Origin of the sequence: Dactylosporangium maewongense, assembly GCF_039531485.1 — a bacterium.
Classification (GTDB): Bacteria; Actinomycetota; Actinomycetes; order Mycobacteriales; family Micromonosporaceae; genus Dactylosporangium; species Dactylosporangium maewongense.
This window is the reverse complement of record NZ_BAAAQD010000016.1, coordinates 188636-210026: the sequence shown is the minus strand read 5'-3', so window position 1 is coordinate 210026 and position 21391 is coordinate 188636. Positions and strand designations below refer to the sequence as shown.

General features: G+C 76.2%; 13 protein-coding genes and 1 pseudogene. 11 read left to right on the top strand and 3 right to left on the bottom strand.

The genetic code is table 11. The features are described 5' to 3' along the window. Positions 1 to 5: 5 nt before the first annotated feature. The gene (locus ABD332_RS35385; RefSeq protein WP_344506991.1) at positions 6 to 803 is read right to left on the bottom strand and encodes an IclR family transcriptional regulator; all 798 of its coding nucleotides are present in this window, start codon (positions 801 to 803) and stop codon (positions 6 to 8) included. Between the two features lie 98 nt (positions 804 to 901). Between ABD332_RS35385 and ABD332_RS35380 the strand changes: the two genes are divergently transcribed. Genes ABD332_RS35380 through ABD332_RS35370 form a run of 3 tightly spaced genes read left to right on the top strand, consistent with a single transcriptional unit; the run spans position 902 to position 3611 of the window. After that, a complete protein-coding gene (locus ABD332_RS35380; protein ID WP_344506989.1) occupies positions 902 to 1879 on the top strand; it encodes an amidohydrolase family protein in 978 nt (325 codons plus the stop codon). Further along, positions 1876 to 3288 (top strand): amidohydrolase family protein, encoded by a 1413-nt coding sequence (locus ABD332_RS35375; protein ID WP_344506987.1) that lies wholly within the window; start codon positions 1876 to 1878, stop codon positions 3286 to 3288. The genes ABD332_RS35380 and ABD332_RS35375 overlap by 4 nt, the downstream gene beginning before the upstream one ends. Beyond that, positions 3285 to 3611, top strand: coding sequence for a nuclear transport factor 2 family protein (locus tag ABD332_RS35370; RefSeq protein ID WP_344506985.1), 327 nt, complete (start codon positions 3285 to 3287; stop codon positions 3609 to 3611). Before ABD332_RS35375 ends, ABD332_RS35370 begins: the two co-directional genes overlap by 4 nt. A 14-nt stretch (positions 3612 to 3625) precedes the next feature. Here ABD332_RS35370 and ABD332_RS35365 read toward each other — a convergent pair whose 3' ends face one another. Continuing rightward, complete coding sequence (locus ABD332_RS35365; protein ID WP_344506983.1) at positions 3626 to 5974, bottom strand: putative bifunctional diguanylate cyclase/phosphodiesterase; 2349 nt, start codon at positions 5972 to 5974, stop codon at positions 3626 to 3628. A gap of 250 nt (positions 5975 to 6224) precedes the next feature. Between ABD332_RS35365 and ABD332_RS35360 the strand changes: the two are divergent. From ABD332_RS35360 to ABD332_RS35340, 5 genes and pseudogenes are all read left to right on the top strand, one after another. After that, positions 6225 to 6530: pseudogene (locus ABD332_RS35360) on the top strand (TerD family protein); the annotation flags it as partial. A gap of 276 nt (positions 6531 to 6806) precedes the next feature. Next, positions 6807 to 7457, top strand: a complete 651-nt coding sequence (locus tag ABD332_RS35355; protein ID WP_344507259.1) for an HNH endonuclease — start codon at positions 6807 to 6809, stop codon at positions 7455 to 7457. A gap of 15 nt (positions 7458 to 7472) precedes the next feature. Next, positions 7473 to 10088 carry a hypothetical protein gene (locus tag ABD332_RS35350; RefSeq protein WP_344506981.1) on the top strand — a complete coding sequence of 872 codons (2616 nt, stop codon included), beginning with the start codon at positions 7473 to 7475 and terminating at the stop codon, positions 10086 to 10088. A 146-nt stretch (positions 10089 to 10234) separates the two neighbouring features. Further along, on the top strand, positions 10235 to 12880 hold the full coding sequence (locus ABD332_RS35345) for an AfsR/SARP family transcriptional regulator (protein ID WP_344506979.1): 2646 nt from the start codon (positions 10235 to 10237) through the stop codon (positions 12878 to 12880). Between the two features lie 58 nt (positions 12881 to 12938). Further along, positions 12939 to 13931 (top strand): hypothetical protein, encoded by a 993-nt coding sequence (locus tag ABD332_RS35340; RefSeq protein ID WP_344507257.1) that lies wholly within the window; start codon positions 12939 to 12941, stop codon positions 13929 to 13931. Here the strand turns inward: ABD332_RS35340 and ABD332_RS35335 are convergent. Beyond that, positions 13904 to 16564: an AAA family ATPase gene (locus ABD332_RS35335; RefSeq protein WP_344506977.1), complete on the bottom strand. Its 2661-nt coding sequence runs from the start codon at positions 16562 to 16564 to the stop codon at positions 13904 to 13906. The two genes, ABD332_RS35340 and ABD332_RS35335, sit on opposite strands and share 28 nt — an antisense overlap. A gap of 44 nt (positions 16565 to 16608) precedes the next feature. On the opposite strand from ABD332_RS35335, the gene ABD332_RS35330 reads away from it, so the two are divergent. The 3 genes from ABD332_RS35330 (at position 16609) to ABD332_RS35320 (ending at position 21376) form a co-directional block, all read left to right on the top strand. After that, positions 16609 to 17172 (top strand): hypothetical protein, encoded by a 564-nt coding sequence (locus ABD332_RS35330; protein ID WP_344506975.1) that lies wholly within the window; start codon positions 16609 to 16611, stop codon positions 17170 to 17172. Beyond that, a complete protein-coding gene (locus ABD332_RS35325; protein ID WP_344506973.1) occupies positions 17169 to 17669 on the top strand; it encodes a YceI family protein in 501 nt (166 codons plus the stop codon). Before ABD332_RS35330 ends, ABD332_RS35325 begins: the two co-directional genes overlap by 4 nt. 125 nt (positions 17670 to 17794) lie before the next feature. Further along, positions 17795 to 21376 carry a hypothetical protein gene (locus ABD332_RS35320; protein ID WP_344506971.1) on the top strand — a complete coding sequence of 1194 codons (3582 nt, stop codon included), beginning with the start codon at positions 17795 to 17797 and terminating at the stop codon, positions 21374 to 21376. Positions 21377 to 21391: the final 15 nt, after the last annotated feature.

Genomic DNA, 21391 nt, shown 5'->3' with positions numbered 1-21391 from the left:
GGTGGTCAGGCGGCGAGCTGGCGGGAGATGGCGCGGGCGACGGCCTGGACGGCTGGGATGTAGGACGACGTCGTGAAGCCTGGGCTGGGGGCGACGACCGACACCGCGGCGACAACGCCTGACGGGCCGCGGACGGGGGCGGCGACGGTGCTCATCGGCCACGGGGAGCTCTGGCGGGCGTACGCGTAGCCGCCGCGGCGGATCTCGGCGAGGGCGCGGCGCAGGTCGGCGGGGGAGTGGATGTCGTCGCCGCCGTCGTCGGGCAGGAATGCGGCGATCGCGTCCTCCTGCACCTGCGGCGGGGCCTCGGCGAGCAGGACGAGGCCCACTCCGGTCGAGGTGAAGGGCAGGCGGCCGCCGATGCGGTACCGCACGGGGCTGGCGTCGCGGGCGGACAGGCGCTCCACGAGCAGCGCCTCGCCCTCGTCGCGGACGGCGAGCAGCACGTGCTGGCGGGTCACGTGGAACAGGTCTTCCAGGTAGGGCATGGCGACGGCGCGCAGCCCGTGCCCGCGCGGTGCCAGCGACGCGATCTCCAGCAGGCGCAGGCCCACGACGAAGCGGCCGTCGGCGAGCCGCTCCAGTGCCCCGACGTCGACCAGGGCGCGGGCCAGGCGCAGCGCGCTGCTGCGCGGGAGGCCGCTGCGACGGGCGAGGTCGGCGAGCGGCAGGGAGCGGTGGTCGGCGTCGAACGCGCCGAGCAGCGCGAACGCCCGCTCGATCACCGCATCCCCAGGCCTGGCGGCTGGTGACGCGGCCGGTGTTCCACTCACCGGCACGGCCGGTTCCGCTGGACGGGTCACCGACCTACCGTCGCACACGGCTCCGGCGAACGCGAAACCTCGCGAAACCTCGCGAAACCTCCGGACGCCGAACCGGACAGCGGAACGAGGACTACCAGATGGCATCCACCGGTCTGATCGACTTCCACGCCCACTTCGTGACCGGCGAATACGTCGCCGTCGCCCGCGCCGCCGGGGTCGAGCAACCCGACGGGATGCCCGGCTGGCCGGCCTGGAGCGCGGAGGCGCACCTGGAGCTCATGGACCGCGGCGGTATCGGCAGGTCGTACCTGTCGATCTCCTCGCCGGGCGTCCACTTCGGTGACGACGCCGCCGCGCGTGCCCTCGCCCGGGACGTCAACGAGTTCGGCGCGGCGGTGCGGTCGCGGCGGCCGGAGCGGTTCGGGCACTTCGCGGCGCTCCCGCTGCCGGATGTCGACGGCGCCCGGGCCGAGGCCGCGTACGCGCTGGACACGCTCGGCGCCGACGGCATCGTCGTGGAGAGCAACCACCACGGCATGTACCTGGGCGACGGCCGGCTCGAGCCGCTGTGGGAGGACCTCGACCGGCGCGGCGCGCTCGTCTTCGTGCACCCCACCTCGCCGCCGCACGCGGAGTCGGTCGCGCTGGGACGGCCGCGGCCGATGCTGGAGTTCCTGTTCGACACCGCCCGGACCGCCGCCGACCTCGTCTTCAACGGCGTACTGGTGCGGTATCCCCGGATCCGGTGGCTGCTGACGCACGGGGGAGGGGTGCTGCCGCTGCTCGCCGACCGCATGGACATGTTCCGCGCGGCGTTCCCGATGGGGGCCGCACCCGACGCGCCCACCGTGACGAGTCAGCTGCGGCGGCTCTGGTACGACATGGCCGGCACTCCGTTCCCGCGGCAGATCCCCGCCCTCGACGCGGCGTTCGGCACCGGTCGGCTCGTCTACGGCAGCGACTACTGCTGGACGCCCGCCGCCGCGGCTCTCGCCCAGATCGCCGCCGTCGACGCCGCACCGCCGCCGCCGGACGCGGACACAGACACGGACACGGACACCTGGCGCGACCTGACCACGCGCAACGCGCACGAGCTGACCGGCGGCGCGCGGTGACCGCGCCGCTGCTGCTGCGTCGCGGCACCGTCGTCGACACCCGCGACGGCTCGCTGCGGCCGGGCACCGACGTGCTCGCCGACGGCGGCGTCATCACCGCCGTCGGCGAGGACCTCGAGGCGCCCCGCGGCGCCACCGTGGTGGACGTCTCCGGCCGGTACGTGGTCCCCGGGTACAACGACATGCACGCCCACCCGCTGGGCCACGGCGATCCCGCCCCGACCCTGGAGCTGATGCTCGCGCACGGCATCACGGGCTTCCGCCAGATGCACGGCGACCTCGGCCTCCTGCGCGCCCGGGCCGCCGGTGAACTGCGCCTGCCCGCCGCGGCGCCGGCGCTGCTGGCGATGCCGGGGCCGCTGCTGACGATGCTCAACACCGGCACCGCCGAGCAGGCCGCCGCGACCGTCCGCGAGCAGGTCGCCGCCGGCGCCGACTTCGTGAAGTCCGCCGCGATGTCGAAGGAGCGCTTCTTCGACGCGCAGGCCGAGGCGCTGCGGCTCGGCGTGCCGATCGTCGGGCACCTGCCCGCCGGGATCGACGTGCTGCGCGCCTCCAGCATCGGGATGAAGTCCGTCGAGCACTTCGGCTCCGGCCTCGGCGTCCTCGCCTGCTGCTCCACCGACGAGCCGGCCCTGCGCGAGGCCTCCGGCGCCCGTTCGCGGCTGCGGCTGCCGCCGGCCAGGCTGCCGTTCATGGACCGGGTCGTCGCGGCGGTCATGCGGCGGGTCGTGCTCAACCCGGTGCTGCTCAACAAGGCCGAGGACGTCGAGATCCTGGACCGCGCCGTGCGCACCTTCGACGAGCACCACGCGCACGACCTCGCCGCGCGCTTCGCCGCCGACGGGACCTGGCACGTGCCGACCCTCATCCGGCAGAAGACCAGCAAGCTCTGCGACGACCCGTCGTTCGCCGCCGACGAGGACCTGCGCTACATGGCGGCCGCGACCCGCAGGACGTGGGACCGCGTCGCCGCGCGCTTCGGCAGGTTCACCCTGGCGCAGCGGACGACTCTCGCCGCCTCGCACCGCTACGAGTACCGCATGGCCCGCATCTTCGAGGAGGCCGACGTGCGGATGCTCGTCGGCACCGACTCCTCGGGCGCGGTCTGGGTCGTGCCCGGCGCGGCGTTGCACGACGAGATCGACCTGCTCGGCGAGGCCGGCATCGCGCCGCTGCGCCTGCTGCGGATGCTGACGCTGGACGCCGCGTCGTTCCTCGGTGCGACGGCGACGATGGGCACTGTCGAGCCGGGCCGTAACGCCGACCTCGTGCTCCTGGACGCGAACCCGGTCACCGACGCCGCGCACCTGCACCGCGTCACCGGCGTCGTGCGCGCCGGCACGCACCTGTCCGCGGCGCACCTGGCCGCGACGAAGGACCGCCTCGCCGGGACGGTGGTCACGTGAGCGACGTCGCCGCGGCCGGCCAGGTGGTGCTTCTGGAGCGGCAGGCCCGCGACCGCGGCTGGTGGGACCAGATGCGCGCCTGCTACTGGCCGGACTCGACGGCCGCCCTCAGCTGGTACACCGGAGACGGCCCGGGCTTCGTCGACGCCTCCCGGGCCATGGCCGCCGCCGGCAACGCCAGCGTGCACCGCCTGTCGCCGCCGGTCGTCCAGGTCGTCGGCGACCGGGCGTTCGCCGAGGTCCCCGCCGCGATCGAGGTTCGCACCGACGCCGGCCGGACCGTGGCCTTCTACGCCGACACCCTGCGCTGGCTGTCCGGCTGACCACCGGCGGCGGCTCAGCGGTCGGCGGCGGTGAGGGACTGCTGGCGGGCCAGCAGGGCGGACACGCTCTCGGCGGTCATCGGGCGGGCGAGGTGGTAACCCTGGCCGACGGTGTACCCGAGCTCGCGCAGCACAGCCGCCTGCTCGGCGCTCTCGATGCCCTCGGCGACCGTGTCGAGGCCGAGGGTGTGGGCGAGCTGGACGACGGCGCGGGCGACCGCCTGGCGGGCGTTGACGGCGGCGGGCTGGCCGTCGTCGATCTCGACGCCGTCGACGAAGGACTTGTCGAGCTTGACGATCGCGGCGGGGAACGCGCGCAGCAGGCTCAGCGACGACTCGCCCGTGCCGAAGTCGTCCAGCGCCAGGCGGATGCCCATGCGGTCGAGGTCGTACAGCGTCCGCGACACCTGCTGCCCGCGCAGCACCGCGGACTCCGTCACCTCGAGGACGAGCCGCTCGCAGGGCAGGCCGCTGTCGGCGAGGGCGGCGGTGACGTCGGCGACGAAGTCGGGGTCGTGCAGCTGCCGCGCGGAGACGTTGGCGGCGGCCCGCTGTGGCGCGTCCGGCCCGAACTCGGCCAGCCACTTCGCCGCCTGCCGGCAGGTCTCGCGCAGCACGAACCGGCCGAGCGGGACGATCAGCCCGGTCCGCTCCGCCGCCGGGATGAACTCGGCGGGGCTGATGACGCCCCGGGTCGGGTGGTGCCAGCGGACGAGGGCCTCGACGCCGACGAGCCGGCGGTCGTCGAGGCGCAGGATCGGCTGGTACAGCACCCGCAGCTCGCCGCCGTCGAGGGCCCGCCGCAGTTCGCCGCCGAGCTGCATGTGCGCGAGGACGGGCTCGCCCATGCCGTCGACGTAGCGCACGAAGCCGGCCTTGCCGCGTTGTTTCGCGGTGTACATGGCGACGTCGGCGTCGCGCAGCACCGCGTCGACGGTGGCACCGGGCCGTACGGCGGCGATGCCGATGCTGGCCTGCACCAGCAGCCGGTGTTCGCTGATCGGTTGGTCGAGCGCGGCCAGGATCCGGGCGGCGAGGTCCTCCGGGTCGGCGCCGGGGCCGGTGAGCAGCACCGCGAACTCGTCGCCGCCGACGCGCACCGGCAGGCCGGCGGTGCCGACCTCGGCCTGCAGCAGCTGCGCGACGGAGACCAGCAGCCGGTCGCCGACGCCGTGGCCGAGCAGGTCGTTGACGGCCTTGAAGTCGTCGAGGTCGACCAGCAGCACCCAGGCCGGGTCGGGGGAGGTCAGCGCCGTCGCGATCCGGCCCCGGAAGAGTGCCCGGTTGGCGAGGCCGCTCAGGGCGTCGTGGCTCACCTCGTACCGCAGGCGCTCCTCCTGGTCGCGCATGTCGGCGAGCAGCCGCGTGTTGTCCTGGAACGTGAGGTACTGCCGGGCCGTGACCAGCGCCGTCACCAGCACGGCGGCGATCACGACGACGCGGCCGGGCCACTCCAGCGGCGCGCCGAACGCCATCGCGACCAGGGGCAGGTCGACCGCGACCACCGCCAGGTAGGGCAGCCACTTGCCGCTGCGGGCGCTGTCGCGGCGCAGCCCCAGGTTGGCCCGCCACTGCGCCGCGACGCCCAGCGTGGCGAGCACCGGCGTCAGCGGCATCACGACCGCCTGCGCGGGCACGGCGGCGATGAGCCCGAACCGCACGGCGAGCACCGCGACGATCCCGGCGGTGACGCCGCCGCTGGCCGCGATGAGGCGGATCGCGGTCCGGTCGACGGGGCCGCCGGCGACGTAGGACACCTTCGTCGCGGCGCCGACCGCGGCCACGAACGCGAGCCCGACCAGCACCATCGCCTGCCGGCTCCACGGCTCCCGGGCCGACAGCATAGGCGCCAGCCCCGCGTACCAGAGGACCGCCGCGCAGCCGAGGAACCCGATCGTGCGGTCCAGCAGCATCCGCCACCACTCGACGCCGCCGGTCGGCATCACCGGCACCCGGGCCACCGCCCACAACGCGGCCAGGAACCCGATCCCGACGCTCACGGCCGCGAGGACCGGCATCGTGCGCGTGTGGGCCTCGTCGGCGTGCGTGAGCATGTCCAGCGCCAGCCATGCGTACCCGATGGTGATCAGCGCCATGGCGCCCCGCAGCCCGCGCCAGAACCGCCGTGCGACGGGGTCGAGGCCGCCGCCGAGCAGCATGTGGTGCACCGACGCGGTGGCCAGGACCCCACCGACCGGCACGAAGACGTAGGCGAACGCCTCGGAGTCGACCCAGCCGGCGAGGAACGCGGCCCACCAGACGGTCCCGAGCAGCAGGACGGCGACGGCCGCCTGCACGTACCGCCACGCGGCCACCCCCGCCACGGGACCGGCCGACGGAAGCGCCTCCCGCGTCACGGGCACGAGACTATCCTGACGGTTACGTACCTGATCTCACCCGAACGTTCGAGGTTCACCGATTTGCGCCCCCCGTCACGGTCAGCCGGTCGTCACTGTGCGACGGTGGATCCCCTGACGGACAGGTTGGCGGCCCGCCCAGTCCTTCCGCCTGGTCGTCCAGCCGTAGCACCCCGCCCCGGCGGGCCCGGCGTCACGGGACGCCGGACCCGCTGCCACCGGACCCGCACGATCGTCGGGCCCCGGCTCGGCCGTTCGGTGCCTGACGATGCACGCAACGGACGGGGGCCATCGCACGGCCACCATCGTGGTCGACCTCGGGCGGCTGCCGTCCGACGTGCACAAGGTGGTCATCGCCGGATCCATGGACGCGGGCACGTTCGACACCGTGCCGGGGCTGAAGGTCACCGTCACCGGGCAGCACGGCCGCGAGCTGGCGAGCTTCCCGATCCAGGACGTCGAACGGGTCGCGGCGGTCGTGTTCGGCGAGCTGTACCGGCGCGGCGACGGCTGGAAGTTCAGGGCGGTCGGCCAGGGCTGGGACTCCGGGCTGGCCGGGCTCGTGACGGGCTACGGCGTCACCGTCGACGAGGACGACGACGGTGACGCAGGTGCACCCGACAGCGTGGCTCTCCTCGCTGCATGGCGCACCAAAGCGGCCGAGGTCCTGGCCTCCTCCGGGCCGAGCGGGCCTGACTGGGACGCCCTGTGGGCGGAGCTGCGCCGGCACCGCATCCCGGAGAGCGACGGGCGGGAGGCCCTGCGGCCGGCGGCGCTGCACTACCTGCACCGAGTGCTGACGTTCGCGTTCGCCGACGACCTCATCGAGCAGCACGAGATGGACGAGTTCGAGGAGGCGGTCCGGGAGCTCGGCATCGCCGATCCCGCCGTCGTCGAGATGCGCCGGCGGATGCAGCGCGGGCTGGAGATCGGTCTCATCAGCAACGGCGAGGTGCCGAGGGTCGAGCACACCAGGCTCAACCTCGGAGACGGCGAGGTCCTGCACCTGGAGGAGCCGGCGGTGTATGTGCGGGAGGCGGAGACCGGGTTGCGGCGCAGCACCGGCAAGATCATTGCCACCAACGCGAAGTTCCGCTTCGTCGGCGGCGCCGGCGCCGACCTGCCCTGGTCGAGGATCGTGGAGGTCCGGCCCGAGTACACCAACATCGTGATCTCGACGACCGCCAGGCGGGGCTCTGGCATCTACGAGGTCAGCGACCCCGAGTACGTGGCGGCCGTGCTCACCGGCGCGATGCGGAAGGCGAGACGCACCGCCGTCACACCGGCCCAGCGCGACTCCCGGTCGGTGCCGGCCGCGGTGCGGACGGAGGTGTGGCAGCGCGACGGTGGCGCGTGCGTGGAGTGCCAGGCCACCGAGTACCTGGAGTTCGACCACGTCATCCCGTGGAGCCGCGGCGGCGCGACCAGTGCCGGCAACCTGCAGTTGCTGTGCCGCCGCTGCAACCTCAAGAAGGGCGCCCGCATCTGAGCGTAGGGTGTCGCAATGACTGCCGGGGAGCTGGCCGACGGCTCGCTCGAGGAAGCGGAATCGGCCTGGCGGCGGGCCGCTGCGGACACCGACACCGCCCTGGCCGGCGGTGGGGTGGCGCCGAGCCTCGTCGACGAGATCCGGCACGGCCTGGTCGTGTCCAGCCTGCTGAGCATGGCCGAGAACGTCCCGGCGCACCTGGTGGAGCGGCTCGTCGCCGCCGGCCTGTGGTCCGCCCCGCGCGGCGTCGCCCACGCCGACCGGCTGAGCTCGCCCGAAGGGCGGGCCGGCCTGCTCAACCGTCTGCTGCCGCACCTGGACCCCGGCGAGCGCCCCGCCGTCGCCGCCCGGATCCTCGACGGCCTGGCCGGCTCCGTCGGCAGCTACCGCGCGGACCAGTACACCGCGATGGCCGCCCACCTCGCCCCGGACGAGCTGGACCCGGTGGTCGCCGCCGCCCGCGCCATCGACCCGCCGGACTACCGGGTCCGGGCCCTCGCCGGCGTGGCGCCCCGCCTGCCGGAGCCACGGCGTGCCGAGGTCGTCGCCGAGGCGTTCGCTTCTGCCCTGCTGGCGCGGTACCCGTCGCAGCAGGCCGACGCGCTGTCCGCGGTCGCGCCGCACCTGTCTCCCGCGCAGCTCGCGAGCGCCCGCGCCGCCGCCGGCGCTGTCGAGGAGGGCGAGCACCGCGTCGGCGCCCTCGCAGGCGTCGCCGCCCACCTGCCCGAGCCCGACCGCACCGCCGTGCTGAGCGTGGCCTTCACCACCGCCGACGCGCTCGGCGACGCCGGCGCCAGGGCCAGGGCACTGAGCGCCCTCGGACCGTACGCGCTGGACGAGGCCCTGGACGAGGCATTGGACGCGGCGACGGCCGCGGCGTCCGCGACCGCGCTCGACCGGCTGGCGCCGCACCTCCGCGAGGACCAGATCGAGGTCGCCTTCGCCGCCACCCTCGCGCTCGGCTGGACCGACCGTGCGTTCGTGCTCCGCCGGCTGGCACCGCGCCTGTCGCCCGGGCAGCTCGACCGGGCGCTCGCCGCGGCCGACGCCATCACCTCGCCGAGTTCGCGATTCGACCTGTACTGCACGCTCGCGCCGAGCCTGCCGCCGGAGCGGGTGGCCCAGCTCCTGGAGGCCGCCGGCGAGCTGCGCGGCGACCACGACCGCCGCGACGCGTGGAGCGGGCTCGCGCCCTACGCGCCGGAGCCGGCCGGCCGCGACGCGCTGACCCGCGCCCTCGCGGTGACGACCGCCATCCACAGCCGGATCCACCATGCGCACGCGGTGGCGGCGCTTGTCCCGTTTCTGCCCGAGGAGCGGCGGTCGGCGGCCGTCCGGCGGCTGCTGGGCGGCGACGCTTCCGGCGACCGGTTCCGCGCCGCAGCGGCCGCTTCCCTCGCAGCGGCCTTCGCCGAGCCCGGGAGCTGGGCCGATGCGCTCGTCGCGCTCATCCCGCACCTACCGCCCGACCTGCGGGCCGGCACCGCCGCCGACGCGCTGCGCGAAGGCCGCCACCGGCCGGGCGTGGCGATCCGGCTCCTGCCGCACCTGACCGCGGACCTGCGGACCGCCGCGGTGGGCAAGGCGCTCACGCGGGCGCTGCACGCGGCGCAGGAGGAGTACGGCAGCGCCGAGTCCCTGCTTCTGCTCGCCCCGCACCTGACCGTCGGGCAGCTGCGCAGTACCGTCGACGCCGCCGCCGCGGTCAGGACCGAGCGCGTCAGGACCGAGGTCCTGGCGGGTCTCGCCCCGCACCTGCCCGCCGAGCTGCTGCTCGTCGCCGCCGCCACGGCCGGCCGGGTCCGGTCCGCGTCGCTGCGGGCGAAGGCCCTGACCGCGTTGGCGCCGCACCTGCCCGCCGGGGAACGCGCCGCCGCGCTGGAGCAGGCCCTCGCCGCCGCCCGGGGCGACCGTTCCGAGGTCGACCTGCTGGCCGGTATCGCGGCCCACCTGCCGCCCGAGCAGCGGCCGGCCGTCGCGGCGAGGGCCACGGAGCTGGCCCTCGCCCTCGCCGCGCCCGACAGCCGCGCGAAGGCCCTGGCCAGGGCCGTCCGGCACCTGCCGCCCGAGCGGCGGGAGGCGACGATCGCCGCCGTGCTGGCCGGGGACGGCCCACGGCCCCCGTCGGTGCTGCTGGCCGCCCTGGCCCCGTACCTGCCCGCCGACCTGCAGCGGCAGGCGGTCGCCGCGGTCGCCGCGATCCGCCACCCGGAGACCCGGGCACAACGGTTCGTCGAGCTGGTGCGGCGGCTGCCGGACGAGCTGCTGCCCGACGCCGCGGCGGCCGCCGGTGCCGATCCGAACCGGTTCTGGCGCGCCGAGCTCCTGGCCCGGCTCGCCGATCGGCTCACCCCGGAGCTGCTGGCCGCCGCCCTGCCGGCCGTGGGGCGCGGGCGCTTCCCGGCGCAGGCGTTCGCCGGGCGGGCGCAGGCGCTCGTCGACGCCGATCCGTCGCCGGAGCGCGTCCGGCTCGCGGTCGAGGTGCTGCGCCGCGCGCTGCCGGAGCACCGGACCTACGGCTCGCTCGCCGCGATCGGCGCGCTCGCCAGCACCATCGTCCGGGTGGGCGGGCCCGGCGCGGCGCAGGGGGTGCTCGACGCGATCGACGAGGTGCAGGCGCGGTGGCCGTAGCCGAGCCTGCGGCGACGAGGTCCGCATAGCGCATCGGCGCGGCCGGCGCAGGCGGACTTGCGACAGACCGCCGCCGCAACCGCGGGGCGGTGCTGGTCGTCTGACCCGACGTCCGTGTAAACGATCATTCGGGTAGGTGTACGACCATGGCAGATCCGCGGTTCGGGGTCCTGGGACGGCTGGAGGTGACGATCGCCGGCGACCAGGTGGACCTCGGCGGCCTGCGCCCGCGGATGCTGCTCGCGTTGCTGCTCAGCACCGGTGGGCAGGAGGTGCCGTTCCACCGGATCGTGGAGGTGCTGTGGGGCGCCGAGCCGCCCGCGACCGCGCTCGGCACCGTCCACAGCCACCTCGCCCGGCTCCGGCGCGCGCTCGAACCCGACCGGCCGCCGAGGTCGCCGTCGCGGGTCCTGGTGCGGGTCGGCGGCGGGTACGCGGTGCGTCCGGCACCCGGCGCGTTCGACGCCGACGTGTTCAGCGCGCTCGCCGCCGAGGGGCAGGACCTCATCGCGAACGGGCAGCTCGAGCCGGGGCGGGCCGCGCTGGACCAGGCCCTCGGGCTGTGGCGCGGTGGCGCGTACGCCGACTTTCCCGACGCGTCGTTCGCCCTGGTCGCCGGGCGCCGCCTCGAAGAGGTGCGGGTCCAGGCCCGGATCGGCCGGGTGACCGCCGACGTGGGTCTCGGGCGGCACGAGGCGGTGATCCCCGAGCTGTCGGGGCTGGCCCGCGAGCACCCCGGCCGGGAGCAGCTCTGGCAGCTGCTGGCGGTCGCGTTGTACCGGTCGGGACGCCAGGTCGACGCCCTCGACGTGCTGCGGGAGGCCCGCGAGACGCTCGCCGGCCGGTTCGGCGTCGACGCCGGGCCGGGGCTGCGCGGTCTGGAGACGGCGATCCTGCGGCACGAGCCGCTGGCCTCCGGCGGTCCGGTCATCGAGGTCACCTCCGACGTACCGCCGCAGGACACGGACTTCGTGGGGCGCGCCGCGGATCTGGTGGCCGTCGCCGACCTGCTGCGGTCGGCGCGGGTCGTCACCGTGACCGGCCCGCCGGGGGTCGGCAAGAGCCGCCTGGTGCTGGAGTACGGGCAGCGGCACGCCGACCTGACCGGGATCCCCACCGTGTGGTGGCCGGAGGAACCCGGCCCGGCGACCCGGCTGCTCGTGGTCGACGGCGCGCCCAGCCCGCGGGACGTCGCCGCCGCCCTGGAACGCGCCGCCGCCCCCGGGCTGCGGGTGCTCCTCGCCGCCCGGGAGCCGCTCGGCGTGCCCGGCGAGGCGCTGCTGGAGCTGGCGCCGCTGCCGGTCGGCGAAGCGGTCGACCTGTTCCTCACGCGGATGCCGGGCGCCGCCGCGCGGGCGCCGGGCACCGCGGACCGCCGGCTCGCCGCCGCGGTCTGCGCCGCGGTCGGGTGCCTTCCGGCGGCGGTCGAGCGGGCCGCGACGCTGTCCCGGGCGCTGCCGCTGGCCGTGCTCGCCGCGCACCTGCGGGAGGACCCCACCGCGCTGCTGGGGCCCGCCACCGACCCGCTCGGCGGGGCGCTCACACCGGCGGACGCGACGCTGCTCGGGCAGCTGTCGGTGTTCGAGGGCGGGTTCGACCTCGACGCGATGGACGCCGTCGCACCGGGCCGGCGCGGCCGGCTGCCGGGGCTCGTCGACCGGTCGCTGATCCAGGTCCACCGCGACGGCGGGACCGCGCACCGCTACCGCATGGGCCGGCCGCTGCGCCAGTACGCCAGACACCTCCTCGACGAGGACGAAGGCGCCCGCGCCGTCCGCCGGCACCGGGAGTGGGCACGGCGCATGGCCGCCGAGGCCGCGACCGGGCTGCGAACCGCCGCCGCTGACGACTGGCTGCGCCGCCTGCACGCCGAGCGCCGCAACGTGCGGGCCGCGCTGCGGAGCGCGCTCGCCGACGGGGACGGCGCCGCGGCCGTCGACATCGCCGGCGGGGTCGCCTGGTACTGGTTCCACGACGCCGCCACCGCGGAGGGCACCGCCTGGCTGCGGGCCGCGCTCGCCGCGGGCGGGCAGGACAGGTCGGCGACCGGCCAGTCGGCGCGCAGCCGGGCACTGCTCGGCCTGTCGGCGCTGCGGTCGATCGCCGGTGACGTGCCCGACGCCGTCGCCCAGGCGCACGAGGCGGTGTGGGACGCGGAACGCGCCGGCCACGACTACCTGCGCGCCGACGCGCTGTGCTGCCTGTCGTTCGTGGCGGCGGCGTCCGGCGACGCGACCTTCGCCGGCGAGGCCGCCACCCGGGCGCACCGGGCCGCGGAGCGGGTCGGCTGGCCGGACCTGCTCGCGCAGGGCCGGATGGTGTCCGGGCACGCCCGGTACCTGGCCGGCGACCTCACCGGCGCGGCGGAGCTGCTCACCGAGGCCCGCCACGCCGCCCGCGACTGCGGCTACGGCTGGGTGGTGACCGTGGCCAGCTGGCTCGGCGTCGAGGTCGCCCTCGACCAGGCCCGCTACGACGACGCCCGGCACGCCGCGCTGCGGCTCACCAGCCGCCTCGACGACGCCCCGACGGTGAGCTCGTGGCTGGTGACGTCGCTGTCGCTGGCCCGCGCCCTGACCCTCACCGGCGACGGCGAGGCGGGCGCGCTGCTGTGGGGCGCGGTCACCGGCATCGGCCGGCGCGTCGGCCTCACCGCCCAGGCCATCGGCCGCGCCAACGCCCACCGCAACCGCCACGGCGCCCCGGCCCCCCGCCACGCCGACGCCTACGTCCGCGGCCTGGACATGTCCCGCACCGAGGCCGGCGCCCTCATCGCCACCCTCACCCCATGACGGCGCGGCGCCGCCACCCCTTGGCATCTTGCGGGCGTCGCGGAGAGAATGGGTGGCGATGTTCGTGTGCGGGGGTTGCGGGGCCGAGCTGACCGTGCCTGTGTCGGAGGTCGCGCTGCCGGTCCAGGCCCACCAGCACATGTCGCATGAGCTGCTCGGTGTACTGATGGAGCCCGGCACGTTCGCCGTGGATCCGGGCTCGCCCGGACCGCCCTGGCCGAGCGGCGGGCACGTGCCGGCGGTGCTGCCAGGCGGGCCGCACGGCGCGGTCCTCCTCGCTCCCGGCGACGTCCGCGGGACCGTGTTCAGCGACGTTGCCGCCGACGGGGGGTGCTTCGGCCCCGACGGCCGGGACGGACCCAACCTGGAGTGCGAACGCTGCGGCCGGCTGGTCGCGACGCGCATCGACGACTGCGGCCACTGGCAGGCGGTGTGGCTCGACCCGCGGGCGGTGCGCCGCGTCAGCGGCGCCGATGCGGCGGTCCTCACCTGGGACGACCTGCGGGTGCGACGGCCCGGCGTCGGCCCGGTCGAGCAGCGCGGCTGGTGGAGTCCGCTGTGGTCGGCCGCGTTCGCGGCGGCGGTGGCCCGGCTGCTGGCGTTGTCAGGCGGTGTGCCGGTGGCGGTCCAGGACCCGACGGTGGCGGGGCTGTTGCGGCCGGTGCTCGCGGCGATGCTGCCGGACGGCGCGCCGGTGAGGACGCTGACGCTGGCGGGGCCGGGCCTGCCGACCGGCGCCGTGGACCTCGCGCTGGTGCCACGGCACCCGCAGACCGGCGCGGTGTGGCCGCTGCCCGGCGAGGGTGACGGTGTCCCGCTGGAATGGGATGTGTGGGCACACCTGGCGTACCGGCCGAGACGTGGACCGGTCGCGCTGCCCGCGGCGGAGCGCCGTGACGACCCGGCGCCGTTGCTGCCGCACACACCGTTCCACCTCGACCGGAGGGTGTTCGTGGCGACGCTGGGGCGGCTGCCAGAGGTGCGCGAGCCGTGGCTGCGGGCGGTGTACGACAAGGCCCTCGGTTACGGGCGTTTTCCGATGCTGTGGTGAGCGGGCCAGCGGGCGACGAACTCGGTCCGGTTGGTGCACTGGGTCTTGGCGAGGATGCTGCGCACGTGTGACTCGATGGTGCGCTCCGACAGTACGAGGCGGGCGGCGATCTGGCGGTTCGTGAGCGCCTCGGCGAGCAGGCCGGCGATCTCCCGCTCGCGGGCCGTCAGCGGATCGGCGCTCGTGGAAGACCCGGCGGCCGCGGCCGGGCCGGGCATGCCGAGGCGGGTGGCGAGGTCCGCCGCGTCCCGGGCGAGAGCCGCCGCCTCGGGCCCGGCGGGCAGGACCCGGGCCAGGGCCAGGCCGGTGAGCGCGAGGTCGGCGCGGGCGCCGATCGCCCGGTTGCGGGTCAGCGCCTCGCGCAGCAGCTCGACGGCGCCGGTGGTGTCGCCGGCCACCGCCGCCAGCTGGCCGAGGAAGCGGCTGACCGTGCCGTGGAAGAAGACCGTCGCCGTGCCCAGCGCGCCCGGGAACGGGCGGAACGGCAGCAGCTGGCGGTGGACGATCTCGGCGGCCTCGGCGTCGGCGAAGTGCTCGATCAGGCCGGTCAGCTGGGTCAGGACGGCGGGCCAGGCGGGATGGTCGGCGGGCAGCGGCAGCCGGGCGCGCAGCCGGTCGTACACCTCCCGGGCATCGGTGAGGGCGCCGGTCAGCAGCGCCACGTTGGCGCGCTGGACGTCGATGAGCGGATCGAGGGGCGCGCCCGCGAACGCCGCGTCGAGCCCCTCCGGCAGCGCCGACGGGTCACCGCGGAGCACGGCGACGTGCACGCCGTGGGCGAAGTGCATCACGTTGGCGCTCGGGTCGCCGGACGCGAGCGCGATCGCCGTCGCGTGGCGGCTGTGCGCGACCGCGTCGTCGAACCGGCCGGCGAGCGTCGCCCGGCTGGCCAGCATCCGGTTGCGGTGCCACTGCAGCACAGGCAGCGGCGATCGGCCCGCCAGGTCCTCGATTGCCGCGGCCGCGGACTCGACGACGTCGAGCCGGCCGGTGAGGTACCCGCACTGCATCCGCCACTCGTGGCCGATGAGCGCCGCCAGGGGCTGCCCGAGCGCCTCGGCCCGGTCGGCGACGAGGTCACCGAGGCGGAGCCGCTCCGGGGTGTCGGCCGGGTCGACGAGGGTCATCTCGCGGGCCCGGGCGGCCTCGATCTCCGCGTGCGGGTCGCCGCACGCCGACGCGAGCACGAGCGACTCCCGCGCGGGCGCCGCGGCCTGGCCCACCTGTCCGGCGTCCGCGGTCATCACGGCCAGCTGCGCCAGCACCCGGGCCCGCAGGCCGTCGCCGAGGTCCGGGTACGCGAGGGCCCGCTGGCACAGCCGCGTGACGACGCTGCCCGCGTGCGCGTACGTCACCCCTTGCAGCACCAGGGCGCCGGCCGCGACGAGGTCCCCACGGCCCGCCTCCGCCGCCGACCCGGCCGCGTCCACGCAGTGGTCCAGGCACCGGTCGTAGCGGCCGGCGAGGTACTCCGCCTGCGCCAGCTCGACGAGCAGCTCGGCCCGCTCCGCCGGCGGAAGCTCCACAGTGGACGCGGCGGACAGGTGGGCGGCCGCGTCGTCGTACGCGTGCGCGGCCCGGGCCTGCGCCGCCGCCCGCCGCGACCAGGCCGCCGCCGCACCGGGCACCCCGGCCTGCCGCCACAGCGCCGCGATCCGGGCGGCCGGCACCGCGCCCCGCCCGCCCGCCGCGGCCGGCGACGCGGTCGCCGACTCGAGCGCGACGGCCGCCGACCGGGCCAGCTCCCGCAGCGCGGCCGGCTCCAGGCCGGCGACGATCGTGTCGCGGACGAGCGCGTGCGCGAACCGGTACCGGTGCTCCGGCGGTGCGACGATCAGCAGGCCGGCGTGCCGGGCGGCGGTGAGGAACCCGTCCACCGGCGTACCGGCGACGACCGTGAGCAGCGAGTCGTCGACCTCCTCGCCCAGCACGGCCGCGGCCTGCACCGCGGCCCGCTCCTGCGGGCTCAGCGTGGCCAGCAGCGTCCGCACGACGGCGGGCAGGTCGCCCGGCCCCGACCCCGCCCCGACGGCCGCCACCAGCAGCGGCAACCCGCCGGTCCGGGCCAGCACGCCCGGCGCCGCCGCGGCGTCGACGAGCCGCGCCACCTCGTCGAGGGTGAAGGGTGACAGCGGCACCCGCACCGCACCGTACCGGGCGAGATCCGCCAGCCGGAGCGCCACCGCGTCGTGTGAGGGCGACCGGACCGTGCCGACGACCGTGACACCGGCACCCGCCGCGCCCTGCGCCACGTGCCGCAGCAGGTCCAGCGACGCCACGTCGGCCCAGTGCAGGTCCTCCAGGAGGATGAGGGGCGGACCACCGGCGAGGACCGTGTCGCTCAGCCGGGCGAGCGCCGCGAACCGGGCCGAGGCCGCGGCGGTGGGCTCGAAGGGCGCCTGAAGATCGGGAGCGACGGCGCCGGGCAGGACCGCCCGCCACGGCCACAGCGGCGGCGCCGGCTCGGCGGGGCAGTAGCCGCGCACCGCGGTCGCGCCGGCCTGCCGCAGCGCCCGGTCGACCAGCGTCGTCTTGCCGATGCCGGCCGGGCCGTCGACGAGCACGACCCCGCCCGCCTCGAAGGCGCCGGTGAGCGCGGCGAGCTCCCGGTCCCGGCCGACGAACGTGGACACCGGCACAGTATCGCGGTTCAGTGGCGGGTTCAGTGACGGTACGGATGTCCGCCACGCCGCCCGCCGCGATCCTCGACCGCATGAACATCACCGTGCAGACGGTCCCCGACCCGCACCCGGTCGACACCGCGTGGGTCGACGAGGCCCTGGCCACGACGGCGACCGCCGAGGCGATCATCGGACGCCCCGTCGGCGGCGGCGACGGCATCATGATCGCGGCGTCCGGCGAGGGTCGGTTCGAGATCGTCGAGGCCCGTCGCGGCAAGGGCCCGGCGCCCGCCAGGTACATGCAGGTCGTCGCGTTCGACGGGCCGCGGACGGCGCAGTGGGCCGCCGCCGAGGAACGCGCCGCCACCCGCCTGTGGCCCGCCGTCCGCGACCTCCCGGGCATCGTCTGGACCGTGCGGCTGCGCGCCGCCGGCAACGCCGTGACGATCGTGACGCTCGCCGAGTCCGCCGACGCCATCGACGCCGCCGTCCGGGCGGTCATGTCGACCCCGCTGCTGCCCGGCGAGGACCCGGCGCTGCTGACCGGCCCCGACCGGATCGGCGTCTATCACCTCGTGCACGCCGACCTGCCGCTCACGCCCGTGGGGAGCCCGGCATGACCACCACGACCATGACGGGCACGTGGACGGTCGCGACGCCGCTGCGCGCCGGCTTCGCCGCCCGGAACTTCGGGTTCCGGACCGTGCACGGCACGATCGCGGTGACCGGCGGCACCGTCGAGTTCGACGCCGGCGGGCGTCCCGTGCGGCTGGAGGGCACCCTCGACCCGGCGTCGATCGACACCGGCAACCCGCGGCGCGACAAGGACCTGCGCGGCAGGCGCTTCCTCGACGTGGCGCACCACCCACGGATGGAGCTGACCGCCGGGCACATCGAGCCGGCCGGCGCCGGATGGCGGGCGAAGGCCGTGCTGCGGGTCGCCGGCGCGGAAGCTCCACTGTGGATCGACGGCACCCTGGACGGCCTGTCGGTCACCGGCACCGCCCGGCTGGACCTGCGCGACGTCGGGATCAGGGCGCCCGGGTTCCTGGTCGGCCGGCACGTCGCGCTGACGATCTCGGCGCGGCTGGTCAGGCCGGCGGCTGAAGCGCCGTAGCCACCGCACGGAACACCCCGGCCGCCGCCAGATACACGATCCGGCTGGCCGACTGGCGACAGCGCCGCCGCGGGGAAGGCGCACATAGTGAAGCCCACACAGGCTCGGACCGGGGGGACACGGCAATGGGACAGGTGGGTTTCGCGGCGGGGTTCGCGCAGAACACGACGTACGGGACGGTCGAGGTCATCGTGCCGTGGCCGGCGGGCGGGTTCGCGCTGTACTGGTTCGACCGGGGCGCCGGGCGGTGGAGCGGGCCGTGGCCGTGCGTGCCGCCGTCGGCGGGGGTCGTCGACTCGGTCAGCTGGCACGAGGGCGACTACCAGAGCCAGGACGGCGAGCACAACAACTACGAGCTGGTGACGGTCGAGTCGGGCCGGACCGTGCACTGGTTCCGGGACAACGGGCCGCCGAACCGGTGGACCCGCGCCCGCGTCGGGCTGGGCGGCGACCTGGCCGACGCGGCGAGCGCGACGCTCACCCGGACCCGCTGGGCGCCCGTCGACGGGGACAGCTCTCCGCGGCACAACCTGCTGCTGGTCACCGCACCCCGCACGGGCGGCGGGATGTATCGGCAGCACCAGCTCATGACGCTGCACTCCACGGTGTACGACTGGACCGGCGGGCCGTTCGAGGAGATCGTGCGGCTGTACGCCGTGAGCGCCGACACCGAACCCGTCACCGGCCCGTTCGACGGCGTCGGCTGGGTGCTCGGGACGGTCGGCACCCACGAGACGGACTTCGAGGACAACTACCGCGGCCGGGAGATGTACGTCGCGGTCCGCGGCGACGGCACGCTGCGCACGTTCGAGGCGAACCAGTACCCGCAGGACATCGGCCGCGGGGTGCGGGGACGGCCCGCGATCATCCAGAGCGACCGCGGCCGCTCCGACCCGTGGATGGGCTTCGGCCGGCACGGCAACTACGAGCTGTTCGCGCCGTCGCGGACCGGCGGCATCCGGCACTTCTGGCGGCCGAACCCCGGCTACGAGCACGAGAACAACGACTGGGCCGAGGCCGGCACCGTCGGCACCGGGTTCTACGACGAGGTGTCGGTCGTGCAGCTGCGCGACGAGGACAAACCCGACGGCGACAGCAGCGCGCCGCTGTGGCTGTTCGCGCGGTGCGACGGCCAGTCGTGGGTGGACCTGTTCCAGCAGCGGCACATCGGCGACGGGTTCCGCTGGGAGCAGCTGCCGACCCTCGGCGACCCGGCCCGCCCGCAGGTGCGGCTCAGCGTCGAGGAGGACTTCGTCGTGGTGTCGCCGCTCAAGCGCGGCGAGGTGCGGCGGATCCGGTACACGTGCTTCGCGGGCAGCCCGATCATCTGGCTGTCCTCGGAGCCCGATGTCTGGGTGTCGTACACGGGGGAGGCGCTCCGGGCACAGATGCGCGCGTCGACGGTCCGTACCCGGGGCGAGGCCGCGGCGGAGGAAGGCCTGGACACGTTCGAGCGGACCGGTCACCTGGACACGCCGCTGCTGACCGCCGGCACCGTGGTGCGGGTCTGGGGCACCACCGACCCGCAGGCCGACCCCCGTGTGACGCCGCCGCCGCGGGCCGAGGTGGCGTACGTCATCGCGACGGGCCGGCCCGGGAACCTCGTCGACGAGGGCGGCGTCCACGCGTTCCCCGAAGCGGACCGGGTCCGCCTCGAGGTCACGAACGACGCGCGGCCGGTCTGCCTCATCGCCGAGATCGGCGAGGGCGCGCCGGCCGAGCACCGCCCGTACGGGCACACCTACCACGCGTTCGACACCTGCGCGGGCCGCCTCGTGCTGGGCGAGCTGCGGCAGGCGTGGCAGGAGGAGCTCGTCCAGGCACCCGGCCACGAGCTGCGCCCCGGCGCCACGTACACCGTGATCGTGCGGGTCATGGACACCCGCGGCTACTGGTCGGAGACGGTCGCGCCGGTGACGCTGCGGCAGCGGCGGGTCGACGTCACCGTCGACCGGGTCGAGATCGTCGCGTCCGGCGACTCCGGCGCCGCCGACGGCTGGTTCAGCGCCGAGGTGTACTCGGGGCTGGTCCGGCAGGGCGTCGTCGAACGGGTCCGGCGGTGGCAGTTCGGCGACGAGGACAACTGGGCGGAGCTGGAGGCCGGCGACGTCTTCGGCACCGGCGGCTCGCTGCACGCCGCCGGGCCGCCGTGGACGGCGACGATCGGGCCCGGCCCGGCCGCGGTCCGCCCGTTCGGGGTGCGGCTGGAGATCTTCGACGAGGACGGGCTGTTCGAGCCCGACGAGCACGCCAGCGGCGCCTGGGAGACCGAGGACGACCGGCCGGTCGTCGACGCGCCGTTCACCGTCCGCACCGACCGGGAGCCGTCCTACGCCACGGCGTCGGCGACCGGGCGGTACACCATCGCCTACGTCAGCCCGCCCGGCCAGCCGGACCGGCTCGACTGGCGGGCCGCGCAGGTCGACACGAGCGCGGACCTGCCCGCCGGGGCGGACTACGACGGCGACGGCGTCCCCGACCGCGGCGTGTGGCGCCCGTGGCCCGGCGCGTGGGTGATCGAGCCGTCCAGCGGCGGTCTGCGGGTGTACGACCTCGGCGGCCCGGGCGACCTGCCGGTGCCGGGCCCGTACGCGGCCACGCCCGAGGCCGAGCCGGCGGTGTGGCGCTCCGGCGTCCTGCGCACCCTGGCGGAGCCGTCCGGGACGCCGCTGGCGGACCTGACGCCGCACCGGGTCGGGGTCCTCGCCGCCTCCCTCGACGCCCTCGTCGCGGCGCTGCGCGCGGAGGGCCGCGACGCGTCCGCCGCCGAGGCCGAGCTCGCGCTGGTGGAGGGCACCGCCTATGCGACGGTGGCGCTGTGGCTGACCCGCGCCCAGGCGGCCCACCCGGCGGACATCCCGGCGCAGCTCGCCGCCGCCGGCAACGCGTGGGAGGTCGCCTCCCGGCTCGCGACGTCGAGCGCCGTGACCCCGGAGCGGCTGCGGATCCTGGTGGCGCAGCTCGACCTGCTCGCGCGGCTGCTCGCGTTCGGCTCGACCGACTCGTCGGCCGGCGTGCGCGCCGCCACCCTCGCCCGCGAGCTGCACGCCCGGATCGGCGGGCACGAGCTGGAGATCGCCCGGTCCTGGTCCAACCAGGCGCTGACCCACCACGAGGTCGCGTTCCACCCCGCCCAGCCGCACCCGCAGGAGGAGCTGGCCGCGCAGCGGGAGGCGGCCGGGCACGCCGCCGACGCCTACGCGGAGGCGCTGCGCGGGCCGCTCGACCCCGCGCAACGCCTCGCCGTCGCCCGCGAGCTGGACCGGGTCGCCCGGCTGCGGGTCTTCGGCTCCGCCGACTCCGCGCCGATGGCCCCGATCCTCCAGGTGGGCCGCGCGATCTACCCGGGCCTGCCCGGCGACCACCGTGCGGACCTCGGCGCGTCCTACACCAGCGAGGCGCTCACCCACCACGAGGTCGCGTTCCACCCGCAGCAGCAGCACGCGGCGGAAGAGCTCGCCGCCCAGCGGGCCGCCGCGAGACAGGCCGCCGAGCGCTACTTCGACCTGCTGCCCGCCGCCCTCGGCACGCTGCCCGACGGTGACGTGCGGGTGATCGCCGGCAACCTGCGGCAGCTCACCGGCCTGCTCGCCTTCGGCCTCGACGACGCCGACACCAGCCCGGCCGCGTCGTGGGCGCGGGCCGCGGTGGGCCGCGCCGCCGACCTCGCCGCCCAGCTCGACGGGCACCTGACACCCGCGGGGTGACCGGCCGCCGCGGGT